This window comes from Dehalogenimonas sp. 4OHTPN (assembly GCF_040448695.1).
Classification (GTDB): domain Bacteria; phylum Chloroflexota; class Dehalococcoidia; order Dehalococcoidales; family Dehalococcoidaceae; genus Dehalogenimonas.
Genome location: NZ_CP159307.1, coordinates 1,395,383 through 1,410,141 on the forward strand (window position 1 = coordinate 1,395,383; position 14,759 = coordinate 1,410,141).

The window sequence follows — 14,759 nt, forward strand, 5'->3', positions numbered from 1 at the left end:
CGGCACTTATCAATGTGTAGATTGCGCCGCCGCTAATTCCGCTGCCCGGTCCGCGACCAGTTTTTGTGTTAGATTAGCCGGCACCTGCTGGTAATGATCAAACTTCATCGTAAACGAACCACGGCCTTGAGTCAGGCTCTTCAGGTTAACGGCATAACGTTGGACTTCAGCCAGCGGCGCCATTGCCTCAATAATTGTACGGTCCCCGTCAGGATTCATACCCTGGACATGAGCGCGTTTGGTATTAAGGTCGCCGATGATATCACCCACGATAGAAGACGGGACATTTATCTGAAGACTGACGATCGGTTCCAGGAGTACCGGCCCGGCTTGCTCCATGCCTTTCTTTAACGCGCCTGCGCCAGCGATCTTGAAGCAGATCTCGGAGGAGTCCACCGGGTGGAAACTGCCGTCGCACAGGGTGGCACGGAGGTCAACGATCGGAAAGCCCAGACTGCCGCCTTCCTGCACCGCTTCTTTGATACCCTTTTCCACCGCCGGTATATAGTTGCGGGGGACAGCGCCGCCGACCACCCTATCAACAAACTCGACACCCGAGCCTGCAGGCAGGGCTTCGACATCAAGTACGACGTGACCGAATTGGCCGTGGCCGCCGGTCTGTTTCTTATGGCGGTACTCTGCCCTTGCTGAGCCAGTAATCGTCTCTTTGTAGGGAACCCTGGGGGCTTTAAGCTCAACTGCTACTGAATACTTCCGCGCCATTTTTTCAGCGGCGACATCCAGTTGGGTATCGCCGAGACCCGCAAGTATGGTTTCCGAGGTATCTGGGTCTCGGTGGCTTTCCAGAGTCGGGTCTTCTTCGATAAGCTTGGCGATCGCCTGGCCCAGTTTATCAATATCCGCTTTGGATTTGGGGTGAACCGCCACCGAGTATGTCGGTTTGGGGAAAGATATCGGGGTGATTATTACCGGGCTGTCCTGGGTCGCCAGCGTATCGTTCGTCGCTGTGACGGCGCATTTGGCAACCGCGCCGATGTCCCCAGCGCCGATTTGCGTCGCCGGTTCCTGGTGTTTGCCTCTCATGATATACAGCTGCCCTATTCGTTCGTCAGCTTTCCGCGTTGAATTCCAGACGTGGGTGTTGCTTTGAAGCATACCGCGGTAAACACGGAAGAAGGTCAGTTTGCCAACAAACGGGTCCGCGGTCGTTTTGAAGACCAGCGCGGCTACCGGACTTGATTCTTCAGCGGTGAGACTGTTTCCATCGCTGAGTTCGACTTTCCGCCCTTGAGGAGACGGCATGAATTCACAGACGAAATCCAACAATGAGTCCACGCCGGTGTTGGTTAGCGCCGCCCCGGCCAGGATCGGTACAATTTCACCTGCCGCAATCGCCTTTTTCAAACCATTATGGATTTCCTCAGCTGACAGTTCTTCACCGCCGAGGAATTTTTCGATGAGATTGTCGTCCTGCTCGGCGACTGCCTCGATAAGCCGCTCTCTGGCGTCTGTTGCCGCCTGGGCTAATTGAACTGGTACCTCGCCCTCAGCGGCGGGGTGGGCGCCGGTAAACGCCTTCAGGTTCAAGACATCAATAACGCCTTTAAATTCTTTGAAAGAACCTATCGGAATCGTCAGCGGTAAGCACTTGTGCCCAAACTTGGCCTGCAGCGCTGCTACCACATTGTCAAAATTCACATTTTCCCGATCCATCTTGTTGACGACCAGGCACCTGGGTAATTTTGCCTCTTCCGCAAGAGCCCAGGCAGTCTCGGTGCCTACTTCAACACCCGATGAAGCGGCGACCACTATAATTGCCGATTCGGCCACTTTGATTGCGGCTTTGGCCTCTCCGGCAAAATCGGCATAACCCGGCGCGTCCAGAAAATTCACCTTGGTTTTGCGCCAGATAAAAGGTAAAAGCGAAAGACTTATAGAAATCTTTCGCTTCACTCCCTCGGGATCGAAATCTGACGCTGTTGTGCCATCGTCAACTCTGCCCATTCGGCTGATGGCGCCGGCGCTGAAAAGCGCCGCCTCGGCCAGGGTGGTTTTTCCGGCGCCGCTGTGAGACAGCAGCGCCACATTCCGGATGCCGGCTATGCCATAATTCTCCATGAAACACCTGCCCTGTATTTAGTCATTAGGGGCTATTATATCCACCGACTCACACTGGGGCAAATTACCAATAACGGCGAACTTTCAGCCACCCGCAACCGCTGGAGAAACGAATCGGCAAATTCGGCAGAAAATCTGCCCTGGTGCTTCTGCTGGTAAAGGTCAGCCCAGCGCGAACGCGGCCAGGACCAAAGTGCCGACTATGACTAATCCAAGAATTGCGAACCGCCTGAGCTCACTGCCAAGGTTCGCGATGCGGACGCCGGCCTGTCCTATTTCAGCCGGCTTCGCAGAAATAACAGCTGAGACTGCGACGCTTTTCGGTTCCGCCGCGGCTGATTTTGCTCCGCCGGTTTTATACACGGCGGATGATGTTTGAATATTCGCAGGGGCTTGCTGCTTTTGCGTTTTTTTCTTTTTCCCCGGTCTGTAAGAATACTTATCTGCCATCTTGTTCCTGCTTTTCAAAAATTAACGAGGATTTGATTTTGCCCGAGGATGGGCGCTGTCATAAGCCTTCCTGATATGTTCGGAAGTCAAATGAGTATATATCTGGGTGGTGGAAATATTGGCATGCCCTAGGAGTTCCTGCACGGAACGCAGGTCAGCTCCGCCGTTTAGCATATGGGTAGCAAAACTATGCCGCAGGGTGTGAGGCGTGACCATATCGCTCAAGCCGGCCTGACGAGCGTATTCCTTCAGAATCTGCCAGAGACCTTGACGGGTAAGACGTTCGCCGCGGCGGTTGAGAAAAAGGGCTTTCTCCGATTCATCCCTCACAAGCCGGTGCCGGATTTCATTGATATATTCGCCCGCAGCCCTGGCTGCCTGAGGATAAATCGGCACGATCCGCTCTTTGCGCCCTTTGCCGAAACAACGGACCTGGGCTTCGTTACAATCCAGATCTTCGATATCCAGGTTGATCAGTTCACTGACTCGCATACCGCTGGCATATAGCAATTCCAGCATCGCCCGGTCGCGCTTGGCTTCGGGAGCGCTGGTTTTTGTCGGCTGCTCCAGGAGCAATTTCACCTGGCTGACTGAAATTGCCCCGGGCAGCGGTTTGCCTACTTTTGGAGACTCGATGTTTTCGGTAGGATTTTGTCGGACCTTGTTCTCATCCACCTGGAATGAGAAAAAGCTTTTTGCCGCAGCCAGTTTTCTTACCACGGTGGTGATGGCATATTTACGTTCTTTGAGATCCAACAGATAGGACAACATGTCCTGACGGTTAAAATTGTCCCATAAATGCTGTGCGTTCCGGTTCGTTAAGCATTTCTCAGCAAAATCGGCAAGTTGTGATAGGTCGTTGTGATAGGCTTCCCTGGTGTTCCCGGAGAAACCCTTCTCTACTACAAGATAGTTTAGAAAGTTGTCTATATCAGCTTTCATCACAGCGCTCACCGCCTGAAAAGTTTTATGTATTCTAACATAATCAGAGTCCGGGGCAAACCAGGTTTGTGTGTCGTAAACTGAGATTCCATACAGATTGGGCAAGTTTAAGCTTCCTTTATGTTAAAATATTGCCATGGCAATCGCCCAACTTCTTGAGGAACAAGTCCGCTGCTTGCCTGCAGCCCCCGGCGTATATATCTATAAAGATGAAAAAGGCCGCATTATCTACGTCGGCAAAGCGGTCAATTTAAAAAACCGCGTCCGCAGTTATTTTCGCGGTACCGGCAGGCTCGACGAGAAGACAGAAATGCTGGTGGCTGAGGTGCGTGACCTGGAGTACTTTGTGGTACCTTCGGAGCAGGATGCCCTCATCCTGGAGTTAAACCTCATCAAGCGCCACCGGCCAGATTACAACATCCGCCTCAAGGATGACAAAGGCTTGCCCTACCTGCGGGTCACCCCGGGCGATTGGCCCAAGCTTGAGGTCACCCGTCGCTATGTTGAAGGCCAAGGCCGCTACTTCGGTCCGTTCACCGACTCCCGCTCCGTCCATGCCGTGGTCGATCTTCTGCGGAAGATTTTTCCCTTTCGCAGTTGTAGTTTGGATCTTAAGAAAGTCAAGCGTTCATGCCTGGAATACGACATGCACCGGTGTCCTGCGCCCTGTAACGGCAGGGTCGCCGCTGAAGACTATAAGCGGAACATCAATCAGGCGGTGCTGTTTCTGGAAGGCCGGATGGAGAAAGTGGTCAGGAACCTTAAATCGGAGATGGCCGCGGCTTCGGAGAACATGGAGTTCGAGCGCGCCGCCGAATTACGGGACCGCATCCGCGACATTGAACAGGTCATCGCCGCCCAGCGCATAGCCACAAAAGTCAAGGGCGAGCTCGACGCCGTCGCTTATGTCCAGAACGGTGACGAGAGCTTCGTTATGGTCTTTTTCGTTCGGGGGGGCAAGATCATCGGCCGGGAACACTTCTTCCTGCGGGGCACCTCCGGCCAGCCGCCGTCCCAGGTCATGTCCAGCTTTATCGGCCAGTTCTACAGCGGCTCGCCCCACCTGCCGCCGCTCATCCTCATCGAACACGATCCGGAGGATAAAAGGGTTCTTGAAGTCTGGCTTTCCACCAAGAGGGGAACCAAAGTCGAAATTGTCGTGCCTCAAAGGGGTCCTCGGGTGGAGCTCATGCAGCTCGTCACCGAAAATGCGCGTAAAGGACTGGAACAGTACAAGATCAAGCGACTGCTTACCGGCGCCGAAGACTCGCGCGCCGGCCTCGAAGAACTGGCTAAAGTCCTGGGCTTAAGCAAGCCGCCCCATCGCATCGAGGGCTACGATATTTCGAATATTCAGGGCACGCTGGCGGTGGGTTCGATGGTCGTCTTCACCGGTGGCCGGCCTGATTCAAAGAACTATCGCCGCTTCCGTATCAAGATGGTGCCCGGCGCTGATGACTTTGCCATGGTGAAAGAAATCATAGGCCGCCGGTTCGCCCATACCAAGGCCCGTCGGGAGAAACCCGACTTGGAAGGTGAAGCTGAAGCCAAATGGGCTGCCCTGCCCGACCTGGTTCTCATCGACGGCGGCAAGGGGCAAATTTCAGCGGCTGTCGGGGCGCTCAGGGAGAAAGGCGCAGAAAGTATTCCCATTATCGGCCTGGCCAAGGAGCGCGAGGAGATATTCATACCGGAGCATTCGGCACCGATCAATCTCGATGAGCGTTCCGCTGCACGACGGCTGCTGCAAAGGATTCGGGACGAAGCCCACCGCTTCGCGCTTGGCTACCATACCAATTTGCGGCAAAAGTCCACGATCGTTTCTCAACTTGAAGCCATCCCGGGCATCGGCCCGGCACGCCGTCGTTCCCTCATTAAAAAATTCGGTTCTGTTCACGGCGTCCGCTCAGCGACGGCTGATCAAATCGCCGAGACTCAAGGCATCACTCCACAGCTTGCTCGCCTCATTAAAGAGAGCCTATAATCGTTTTGGTTTTCTCGATCTGAGCTTGGCCAAGGGCAAATTATCGAAGAGGGAGAACCGGAGGACCGATGGAATGGCTGCTGGTCTTTTTTGCTGTCGATCTAGTTCTTGGCATCATCATCGCCATTGCGCTCGGCCGAAGTATTAAAGGTTGGTCCCAAGACCGTAAAGCCGAGATTGAAAAACTGCTGTCGAAGGCAAAACCGATCGACAGGGTTTTCAACCAGGCAGACGTTAGCCGCCTGCCGCCGCCGGTGCAGCGATACCTACTTAAAGCTATCAAACAGGGCACACCTTACGTAAGCCGCCTGCACCTGAAACAGAGCGGCCGGATGAGGTTCAACCAGAGGTGGATAAGCATCGAAGCTGACCAGTATTATTCGGCTGAGCCGCTGTCTTTCACCTGGATTGCGAAGATGAAGCTCGGTCCCGCCTGGGTTGCCGCCCGAGACCGCTACTCCAACGGCAAAGGCAACATGCTGATCAAAATACTTTCCGCCGTGCCTCTATTCGATGTCCGAGGCCCGGAGATGGACCATGCCTCTTTACTGCGCTATCTTTCGGAGCTGCCGTGGCTGCCGACGGCTTTCCTATCCGATCACATCACCTGGAAGGCGATTGACGACTGCACCGCTGAGGCTACTATCACCGATGGCGGTATTTCGGCCACCGGAACCTTCCATTTCAACGAAGCCGGTGAGGTCTGTGAGTTCACTTCACTCGGCCGTTTTCGCAATGAAACCGGGAAAATCACGCCATGGTCCGGAACGTGGTCGAACTACCAGGAATTCAACGGCTTCCGCATCCCTACCGAAGGCAACGCCGTTTGGAATGACCCTCAGGGCGATTTTGAGTATGTCAGGCTCAAGATTGAGACAGCAGAATACGACCAGCGTGTTAAATGATGCTGAGAGTCAACCTATCCCAGGATGTCTTGGTCAGGACTGCCTGGAATAGGTTCCCGCGACCTTCTGACCAGTCGAGAAGCCCTGCTTGTGTCACTGTTGATAATCGCGGCACAGACCTAGTTCACCTTTATCCTGCCACCTAGGATGATGACACTAAGGGTTAGGTAACACCTTAATCATCGTGATTCCCCGTACAGCGCCGCCGGTCCCAGGTACTCCGGAAACCTGCCCGTCAATTTCTTCCTGGCTTCGTAGCACAGGTGGCAGGCATCGACGTGTCCCGCCGCCACCTCCAGACCGTAGCGCGCGGCCAATTCCACTGGTCCACCATCGATTAGCGGCCCGGCGACGGGGTGGGCTTTGCCTTTATACTTCGTGACCAATTCTAAAAGAGGCGTTTCCCACATGTTGCCCATGAGCAGTCCCTGGCACAGGTGGACGTTGCCGAAGGCATCGACATGGACGCGCGAGGGGTTTTTGAGGTCTTCGTCGGGACATTCCCTGAAGCTCTTCGAACCAGTACGCGGCAGATCGCCGATAAGACATTCCGCGGCCCGGCCGCGGAACCTCACCCCGCCGCCGACGATGGGTTCGCCTTTTTTCCGTCCCTTGTCTTCATTGACCACTGTCGGCTTCTCGATGCACATCGTGTAGGCATTAAGCCCGAGTTTTTGCGCCGCCGCAACGGCGTGTTGTGCCAGACTGGGTTTGTCCTCCGAAGTATGGAAGGCGTCGTCAGAAAGTCCCAGGTCAGACAGCCCGAGGTCTATGAGCGGCTTCAGCCATAGCTCAGCCGACTCCGGGTCGGTCGCCCAGTAGGCGTTGGAGACGACACCCGTTGAGAGCTTCCGGTCTTTCGCCAATCTCATTCCCTCGAGCAGGAGTGGATAATACAGAAACGGCTCGCCACCCTCAAAATAGACATTTTCGATGGATTCAACCTTGGCAATTTGTTCGAACGCCACCCTCAACTGGGCGACACTGAATGTGCCCTCAGCTTCCGGGCTCCCGAAGACGAAGCAGTGTTCGCACGCCGACGTACAGCGGTAGGTCAGAAGAAAATGGATTCCGTTTAACATCACGTTTGTCCGTCCCGGGACAGCACAAACCGGGAAACAGCCAGTGCAACTCCCGACAAATCAACGCTTGAAGTGACAAAGTCGGCACAGGCTTTTAGTTCATCCGAAGCATTACCCATGGCCACAGCCAGACCTGCCTTGTCAAGCAAAGACAAATCGTTAATGCCATCGCCTATCGTCATGACCTGATCGAGATCAAGGTTCAGGTACGCCGCCAATTTCACCAGGGCAGCTCCTTTGGAAACCTTTGGGTTGACGACATTGATAAACTTGACGTTTGGGTAGGCCGGTGTTCGGGCAACCGATCCGCACAGTGAACCGGTAAAATGGTCCAAAAATAGCCTGGCTTTCAATTCCTCATCCTGATTATGAATCATCAATTCGCATTTAATGATCAGTTCACTGCCGATAACCTCGTCGAAATTCACATGCGTGCTTCTGAGTCCGAAAAATTCCCGGTGAATCGCGTCTGCCCAGTTGATCTCTTCAACAAAATACCTGTCACGCGCGTAGAGCTCCAGGTAAATGCTGTTGGCGCGGGCAAAACGCACCGCAGTTGCGAGCAATCCCTGATCAATCGGCTGCAAGGCAATTGTTGTATTCTGACTGAGGTTATAAATCAAAGCTCCGTCGAAGAATATATGCGCTCCGTCCAGGCTGAGATCAGCTAGGTATTGGCGGCAGGCGTCAACAACGCGGCCTGTGGATAAGGCTATGGCAGTGCCTCCAGCTTTTGCGGCCGCAAGCACTGATTTATCGGCGCTGGAAATTTGCCCCCTGGAGTTTATCAGGGTTCCGTCAAGGTCAACGACAACAAGCTTGATCTGGCTATTTGTTAACGGGGATCCTCGGGCTTTACGGCTCATCTGGCCACCAACTGGATCTCAAATATTAATGGCCAGAATTTACCGGTGACAAATAATCGCTTCTCCGCCGCATCGTAAGCAATCCCATTTAGAACATCTACATTAATGCCAGATGCCTGGGCTGGTGTCAGCAACCCGGTAAGGTCTATCCAACCTTCGACCCGGCCGCTGACCGGATCAATGATAGCGATGCGGTCAGTCTGCCATACATTGGCATAGATTTTGCCTTCGATATATTCCAATTCATTGAGCCTTACGACGGGCGTCGTCCCGTCTTTAACCTCTACCTGGCTCATCTGCTGTAACGTAACCGGATCAATGAAGTAAATATTGGCTGTGCCATCGCTCATGATGATGCGGTTGCCGTCATTGGTAAGGCCCCAGCCCTCGGTGACGTAATTGAAATCATTCTCCAGATCAAACGTTTCAAGGTCGTAAACAAAGCCGGTGCCTGATTGCCAGGTGAGCTGAATGAGAGTGTCCTGCCACATCGTCAAACCCTCCCCAAAATACTGTTGGGGCAGCGTCTTTGATTGCATCACCTTACCCGTCGCCAGCTCCACCTTGCGTATTGATGATTGACCGTTCAGACCTGTGCTTTCGTAGAGGAATCCGTTGAAGTAAACCAATCCCTGGGTGAAGGCGGTACGGTCATGGGGATAACTGTTAACGATGCGGTAAGTGTGATGGGTAGCAATCTGTGCGGCAGGAGACGTCGTGGTTGACACACCGTTTGGTGGTCCTCCGTTGTTACAGGCTGCAGGCACGATGGTAAAAGATATGATGAGGCACACCGCGACCGTTAAACGCTGTATTTGTTGGGTTATCACTGTTCGACCTGTCACCGATTTATCGCCCATGCGCTTAATCATACCAGCGTTAAGGCAAAACCGGCGAATAAGGCATCACTCTTCCGCGGTCAGGTCTGATACTACTATGGTATAATGTTTGCATGGGCGAGATTAAGGTCGTCGCTACCAACCAAAAGGCGTACCACAACTACTATATCAGCGACCCGATGGAAGCCGGGCTCGTCCTGACCGGAACGGAGATCAAATCCCTCCGCGGCGGCAGGGTTAACTTGGGCGACGCTTACGTCAAGCCGGAAAACGGCGAGATGTGGCTTCTAAATGCCCACATTGCCCGCTATGAGGCCGGTTCTTACATGAGCCATGAACCGACGCGGAGCCGCAAGCTTCTAGTCCATAAGAAAGAGATGCGTACCATGCTCGGGCGCATCAAGGAAAAAGGCTTGACCCTGGTGCCGACAAAAATCTACATTAAAGGAAACGTCGCCAAAGTGGAAGTGGCGGTTGGCAAAGGTAAAAAGCTCTATGATAAACGCGAGGTCATCGAGAAGAGAGAGAGCGATCGCGAACTGGGCCGCATTCTGAAAAATCGGCTCGCATAACCTGGGGACGCGTGGTTTCGACAGTGGAGGTTAGTTACGGAATTGCAGGTTGAGCTTGCCGCTAAGCTCACTAATCCTGGTGGCAAAACACAATTGGCGAACGTGAACTCGTTCTCGCCGGCTAAATAAAGCCAGCGCATCCGCCGCTCCTTACCCCGACGGGAGCGAATCGGGTGCCGACAGTTGGGGTGCCGCTGACCTGACGCCGACATGGAAAGCGAAAGACTAATCGGCTTGCCCGGCGAGATTCCGCCGGTTGAAGCTCAAAGGGCAAGAACAAAGATCCGGCTAAACCTGTAGTATATTCCGGGCAGTCTCCATTGGACGGGGAGTTCGACTCTCCCCCGTCTCCACCAGAAACACAGCCGAGCCTTTGGGAGAAGATCCCAGAGGCTCGTTTATTATATGGATCTTCGAATCCTTCTTAGCTGAAGCTACCTGGAAGATAGGCCTGAAAGGGGGCTTTGGCATGACGGCAACCACCCTCTTTCCGGCTTTGGCGTCGATGTAGACGGCTTCCAGCATGGTGATGAGAATCTTCCTCTGCTCCGTGATGGTGGCACTAGCCCACAGCTTCGGCAGGTCCAGGATCAGTTTGCCGGCTGCCTCGGCAGCGTTGAAGTCGGGTACTACCAATGATTCAAGTTGAAGCTCGAGTATCCGCTTCTGTCGTCTGTATTCCTCTTCCGGCATGACGTTATCGACAAAGGCTCTGCCCAGCCGGAGTAATCTTGATTTGGTTTCTTCACGTTGTTTGTTGATGCGCTCAACATCATCTTTAAGGGCGATGATCGAAAGCACCTCCTCCAGCCATTTGGGACCGAGTTCAATCGCTGAGACGAGGCTTCGGACCTGATCGTCGATGATAGAGCAAGTGATGGAGCCGCCGTGTCCGGGACACTCCTTGATGCTTCTGGTTGCCTTGTGCTCCCGGTAATATGCTCTGCCGGAATAGTAGGTCTGCGCCCACATCGGCATACCGCAGTAAGCGCATCGGACTAAGCCCTTGAGGAGATACTCTCTTTCAGGGTGAGGTGAGAGCGTTTCAGATCTGCCGCAGTTCGTCTTGGTTAGGCCCTGAACGGTGTTGAATAATTCCTGGCTGATGATCGGCTGGTGGGCACCGGGCAAGATTTGGCCGTTGTAGACTAATTGTCCCGTAAAGAACTGGTTATGCAAAATGCCCCTGACTGAGGCGGTGGTAAATAGCCTGGGGCCGGCTACTGCATTACCGATAGCGTCGGAAGACGTCCTGGTATTCCGGGTGCGAAAAGCCCGGTGGTTGAGCCAGCCAGCAAGTGTCGCAAGCGTTGCTGCACCCGAGGCGTAGCGTTTGAATAGCTCAGATACAGCCGGCCCTTCCTTCGGGTGGATATGAATCCCGCCCGGGTGCTCCGGATTGCATCTCCTGATCCTTTCGCCGCTTTCGGTTTGTTCCCAGCAGGACTCATAACCGAAAGGAATAGTGCCATGATGTTTGCCCTCCAGGATTCGCTGCTCCTGTCCCTTCTTGACATGCTTGGCCAGTGATGAAGAGAAGAACTGGTTGAAAGCGCCGAGCATATGCAGATTGAGCATGCCTTCAGGAGTGGAGTAGTCGAGGCTTTCAGTGATGGAGACTAAACCGATGTTATGTTTAGATAGGATTGATAAGGATTCAATGGTCACCTTGAGGTTACGTGACCAGCGGTCGAGGGTGTGGGTCACGATGACATCAAACTGGTGCTTTGAGGCATCGTCGAGGAGCTTCTTGAAGACTGGGCGCTTGGCGATAGCGTCCACATGGGCACTCCTGCCCTCTTCCCGGTAGACGCCGACCACCTGCCAGCCCCTATTCTGGCAGAGTTCTCGGAAAAGCCTCTCCTGAGCAGTCAGTGAATGACCCTGCACCTGCGACTGGTCGGAGACCCGGATGTAAGTGACGGCGCGTTTTGCCTCAGTCACCAGATCCCTCTTTCTTCGGGATTCCCCTGGAGGCGACAGATAGGGCGACTTCAGTGAGAGTATCCAGGAATTGCCTTATCATTAGACCGTTAAGTTCCTCCTCCCCTGAAAAAGTGGTGGCGAGTGTATACTCTGGACGTATACATGTCAACGCTTTTTCGGATCCTTCGGAAGAAATATTTTCTCCCCTTGAACTAGGAGGGTCTGGCTTCTTCATTAGCATTTCCATGGTCAATTAAACGCTTCAAGGTGGCGTAGCCTATGCGCAACTCCCGGGCGGCCTGCCGCCGCGAGATTTCACCGTCTCTAAGGCGCTCCAAAACTGCTCCATAAGTCTGATTGAAACCCCGCCTGTCGGTTACCCTTGGCCGGCCGATTTTATGGCCCTGTTTCCGTGCCCGGTCCATGCCGGCAATGACCCTCTCCCTGATGATGGAGCGTTCTAGCTGGGCATAGGCGACAGTGATGTAGTAAAGGGCTTCACCGAAAGGCGAAGTCGTGTCCAGCCAGGGCTCGGTGTATGACCTAAGGCCCACTCCCCAAGATTTCAGCCGCTCCAGTGTGGTGGCAGCGTCAAGCACCGAGCGGAAGGCTCGGTCCATCCGCCAGACCAGTGTTATGTCAAATCGCTTTTTGGATGCATCGGCAAGGAGGGCTCGCCATGACGTACGGTGGACGATATCAGCAGCCGAGACCTTATCGGTGTACTCGTTGAATACCCGCCAGTTATTGGCAGCTACGAATTCCCGGAGCGGCAAGAGCTGAGTGGCCAGATCCTGGTCCTTGTCAGCGGTCGAGACCCGGGCGTAGATGGCGACCTTCATGCGATCTTCTCCCTACTTTCAGATCGCCTCGCATCAGCTAAAGCCATGACCTGATCTACAAAATTTCGATCAGTGACAAAGGCGCGAAAATGACGGCCGTCGACCGGGCATTTAAACATAACGAATAGCTTGCCCGATTTGCGCCCGGTTGCCAGATCTACTTCGAGGTCTGTATGGCAAACCGGGCATGGAAAAGCATCAACCATTTTGAATCGCCTCCAGGTAGTTTTGACATAGCAGATAGAGTTTCCCACCCCTTACATTTGGATTGTTCCTATTTTGGGTGGGATCAAATTTAATGGCTGCCAACGCTTTCTCGACAGTCTTCAGTTGTTCTTCTGTCAATTGCACGACGAAATGTTTAAGCCTGACTGATCTTGCTCGTTCCCATTTAACTAGATATGCCGATACTGTCTCCTTGCCCATACTAGCCAATGAAACCAGACTCGCAGCGGTCTCGGGTAGAACCGACGCAATCTCGTTGGCACTAAAGTGCTCCAGAGTCTTTTGTAACAGTTCTGATCTTAACCCGGGATTATCCTCACCATGGATATGGTTCAATGCCTGGGATAGCAGCCGAGCTTTACAGTCGTCCACTTCCACGATGACACAAGGTACAGTTGTAATACCCATTTCCCTGAGCACCATAAGCCGGTGGTTTCCCGAAAGAACTTCATATTCTGACCCGACAGGACGGACGACTAGGTTCTCGACAAGACCGAAACGCCTCAAGCTCTCCCTCAATCTTGCCATCATCGCTTCGTCCTGGACGTTCGAGTTCCACGGAGAGGTAACAAGTCTTTCAATCGGCAAGTAGGTTGTATTCATAGTATGGCTTTCGGATATGGCAGGATCGGGACTTTCAGACGACTACGCCAGGTTGGGTCAAGAAAGCATATATAGCGGTGCTTGGGAGTTTGCTTGATTTGTGTCGCCGGCAGACCGGCACTTCTTAGGTAGTTAATCGAATGAGTGCCCATGATCTGGGCTACGGAGCGTGAATGACGCTGCCGTCCATCACCCAGATCATATAACGGCGTGGCTGATGATAGGCCGGTGTAAAGCCAACCGGATGCCTGGTATATGGTTCCAAGGTGCCCACGAGCCGGGTCAGCGTAACTGACCAGAAACTTTAGCGAAGTACATCGCCTCAACTCTTTAATCATTTTGGCCAAAACCCATGACTCTGAGTTCCTTGGCAAAGAGTCAGATAGCCACATCCGGGTTAAGGTCAGACTGTCCTTTAGTTGGGAGCCTTCCACCAGACGAAAAACGTTGGTTGGGCCTGCACCCAGGGTGATCGCACCAACCATTCTCTTAAAATACCTGACACCAAGAGCCAGGCTCGTGGCTCCAGGATACGAATGAAGATAATGGGCTTTAACCAGAATATCTCCTGCTACCGATGCCGAAACCGGTATCAGTTCAAGGTATCGAAACGGAGACACCTGGTTAACGTTTGGATCTAATTCCGCATAATTCATATGCACCCATTATATGGACGACCCCCAAACAACCAATGACTTGTTTGTATCCACCGTTACCCTGATGACTAATAACTCCGTCCGGCTGAATGTTGAAAGTTTTGAGTAAATTTTTTTTTAAAACTACTTGACAAGTTTTTTAAGGGTGGGCAAAAAAGGAAGGGGTTTTAATAAGAACCGTGTTCGGTTTAAAGATTGCTAACCGTGACACGGCGAAAATGACACCTGCCAATCGTTCTGACCAGAACGATTATTTGAACGTGATCTTATTGGGCTGTTTTCAATCGGTGTTGCCACCTTAAAACATAGAAAAAGGGGGTAATAAAACAGCCCGTAACGTTCAAATAAGGAGACGCTATTTGACGCTGAGCCCCTAATTACGTTTGGAGATGTAACAACAACAAGTGCCGAAGCATATATATATTAAATAATAAGGGCGAGACTCCCCTAAACCCCTAAGATTTGGCTTTTCAAAGCCTAACGTGTACACCTTGACTGCTTCGATAGAGCCCGAAATAGGAGTGTGGGTGTCTTCCCTTCACGGCGGTTGTACCATTTGAAGTCCACCACTGGACCCTAGAGGGGCGCATCAACAAGGAACAAGACCAATGGCAATCGTTCAAGGCTAGACGTTTCAAAGAGGCTTCAATAATACGAACAAATCAATCGTTCTCGGGAGAACGATTGGTGACTCGCCTCATTTCGCTCGATGAGGATACCTTGCTGAACCGGCCTGGCTTCTCCAAAAAGATAATGTCTTGCGGCGTACGTTAATGGCCTTTATAATT

11 protein-coding genes, 1 other RNA gene and 1 pseudogene are annotated in these 14,759 nt (G+C 52.9%); 4 read left to right on the forward strand and 9 right to left on the reverse strand.

What is annotated here, in order from left to right; genetic code table 11:
* Positions 1 to 9: 9 nt before the first annotated feature.
* The 3 genes from fusA to xerD all read right to left on the reverse strand — a co-directional run bounded on the left by fusA (position 10) and on the right by xerD (position 3,471).
* Positions 10 to 2,079, reverse strand: coding sequence for an elongation factor G (fusA, locus tag ABV300_RS07235; RefSeq protein ID WP_353714204.1), 2,070 nt, complete (start codon positions 2,077 to 2,079; stop codon positions 10 to 12).
* A gap of 162 nt (positions 2,080 to 2,241) precedes the next feature.
* On the reverse strand, positions 2,242 to 2,529 hold the full coding sequence (locus ABV300_RS07240) for a hypothetical protein (RefSeq protein WP_353714205.1): 288 nt from the start codon (positions 2,527 to 2,529) through the stop codon (positions 2,242 to 2,244).
* Between the two features lie 21 nt (positions 2,530 to 2,550).
* The gene (gene xerD / locus ABV300_RS07245; protein ID WP_353714206.1) at positions 2,551 to 3,471 is read right to left on the reverse strand and encodes a site-specific tyrosine recombinase XerD; all 921 of its coding nucleotides are present in this window, start codon (positions 3,469 to 3,471) and stop codon (positions 2,551 to 2,553) included.
* A gap of 136 nt (positions 3,472 to 3,607) precedes the next feature.
* On the opposite strand from xerD, the gene uvrC reads away from it, so the two are divergent.
* On the forward strand, positions 3,608 to 5,455 hold the full coding sequence (gene uvrC, locus ABV300_RS07250) for an excinuclease ABC subunit UvrC (RefSeq protein WP_353714207.1): 1,848 nt from the start codon (positions 3,608 to 3,610) through the stop codon (positions 5,453 to 5,455).
* 68 nt (positions 5,456 to 5,523) lie between these two features.
* Complete coding sequence (locus ABV300_RS07255; RefSeq protein WP_353714208.1) at positions 5,524 to 6,360, forward strand: DUF6544 family protein; 837 nt, start codon at positions 5,524 to 5,526, stop codon at positions 6,358 to 6,360.
* A 179-nt stretch (positions 6,361 to 6,539) separates the two neighbouring features.
* Here ABV300_RS07255 and ABV300_RS07260 read toward each other — a convergent pair whose 3' ends face one another.
* Genes ABV300_RS07260 through ABV300_RS07270 form a run of 3 tightly spaced genes read right to left on the reverse strand, consistent with a single transcriptional unit; the run spans position 6,540 to position 9,036 of the window.
* Positions 6,540 to 7,442 (reverse strand): radical SAM protein, encoded by a 903-nt coding sequence (locus ABV300_RS07260; RefSeq protein WP_353714209.1) that lies wholly within the window; start codon positions 7,440 to 7,442, stop codon positions 6,540 to 6,542.
* Positions 7,442 to 8,308 (reverse strand): Cof-type HAD-IIB family hydrolase, encoded by an 867-nt coding sequence (locus ABV300_RS07265; RefSeq protein WP_353714210.1) that lies wholly within the window; start codon positions 8,306 to 8,308, stop codon positions 7,442 to 7,444. The genes ABV300_RS07260 and ABV300_RS07265 overlap by 1 nt, the downstream gene beginning before the upstream one ends.
* Positions 8,305 to 9,036: a glutaminyl-peptide cyclotransferase gene (locus ABV300_RS07270; RefSeq protein ID WP_353714211.1), complete on the reverse strand. Its 732-nt coding sequence runs from the start codon at positions 9,034 to 9,036 to the stop codon at positions 8,305 to 8,307. Before ABV300_RS07270 ends, ABV300_RS07265 begins: the two co-directional genes overlap by 4 nt.
* Positions 9,037 to 9,260: 224 nt before the next feature.
* Here ABV300_RS07270 and smpB point away from each other — a divergent pair, with 224 nt between their 5' ends.
* Both smpB and ssrA read left to right on the forward strand, forming a co-directional pair.
* Entirely contained in the window at positions 9,261 to 9,719 is a 459-nt protein-coding gene (gene smpB / locus ABV300_RS07275) for an SsrA-binding protein SmpB (RefSeq protein WP_058439782.1), read from the forward strand.
* A 3-nt stretch (positions 9,720 to 9,722) separates the two neighbouring features.
* Positions 9,723 to 10,075: a transfer-messenger RNA gene (gene ssrA / locus ABV300_RS07280) on the forward strand.
* A 505-nt stretch (positions 10,076 to 10,580) separates the two neighbouring features.
* On the opposite strand, the pseudogene ABV300_RS07285 reads toward ssrA, so the two are convergent.
* The 3 genes and pseudogenes from ABV300_RS07285 to ABV300_RS07295 form a co-directional block, all read right to left on the reverse strand.
* Positions 10,581 to 11,663: pseudogene (locus ABV300_RS07285) on the reverse strand (recombinase family protein); the annotation flags it as partial.
* A gap of 194 nt (positions 11,664 to 11,857) precedes the next feature.
* Entirely contained in the window at positions 11,858 to 12,487 is a 630-nt protein-coding gene (locus ABV300_RS07290) for a recombinase family protein (protein ID WP_353714212.1), read from the reverse strand.
* 198 nt (positions 12,488 to 12,685) lie between these two features.
* Positions 12,686 to 13,315 (reverse strand): ParB/RepB/Spo0J family partition protein, encoded by a 630-nt coding sequence (locus ABV300_RS07295; RefSeq protein ID WP_353714213.1) that lies wholly within the window; start codon positions 13,313 to 13,315, stop codon positions 12,686 to 12,688.
* Positions 13,316 to 14,759 lie beyond the last annotated feature (1,444 nt).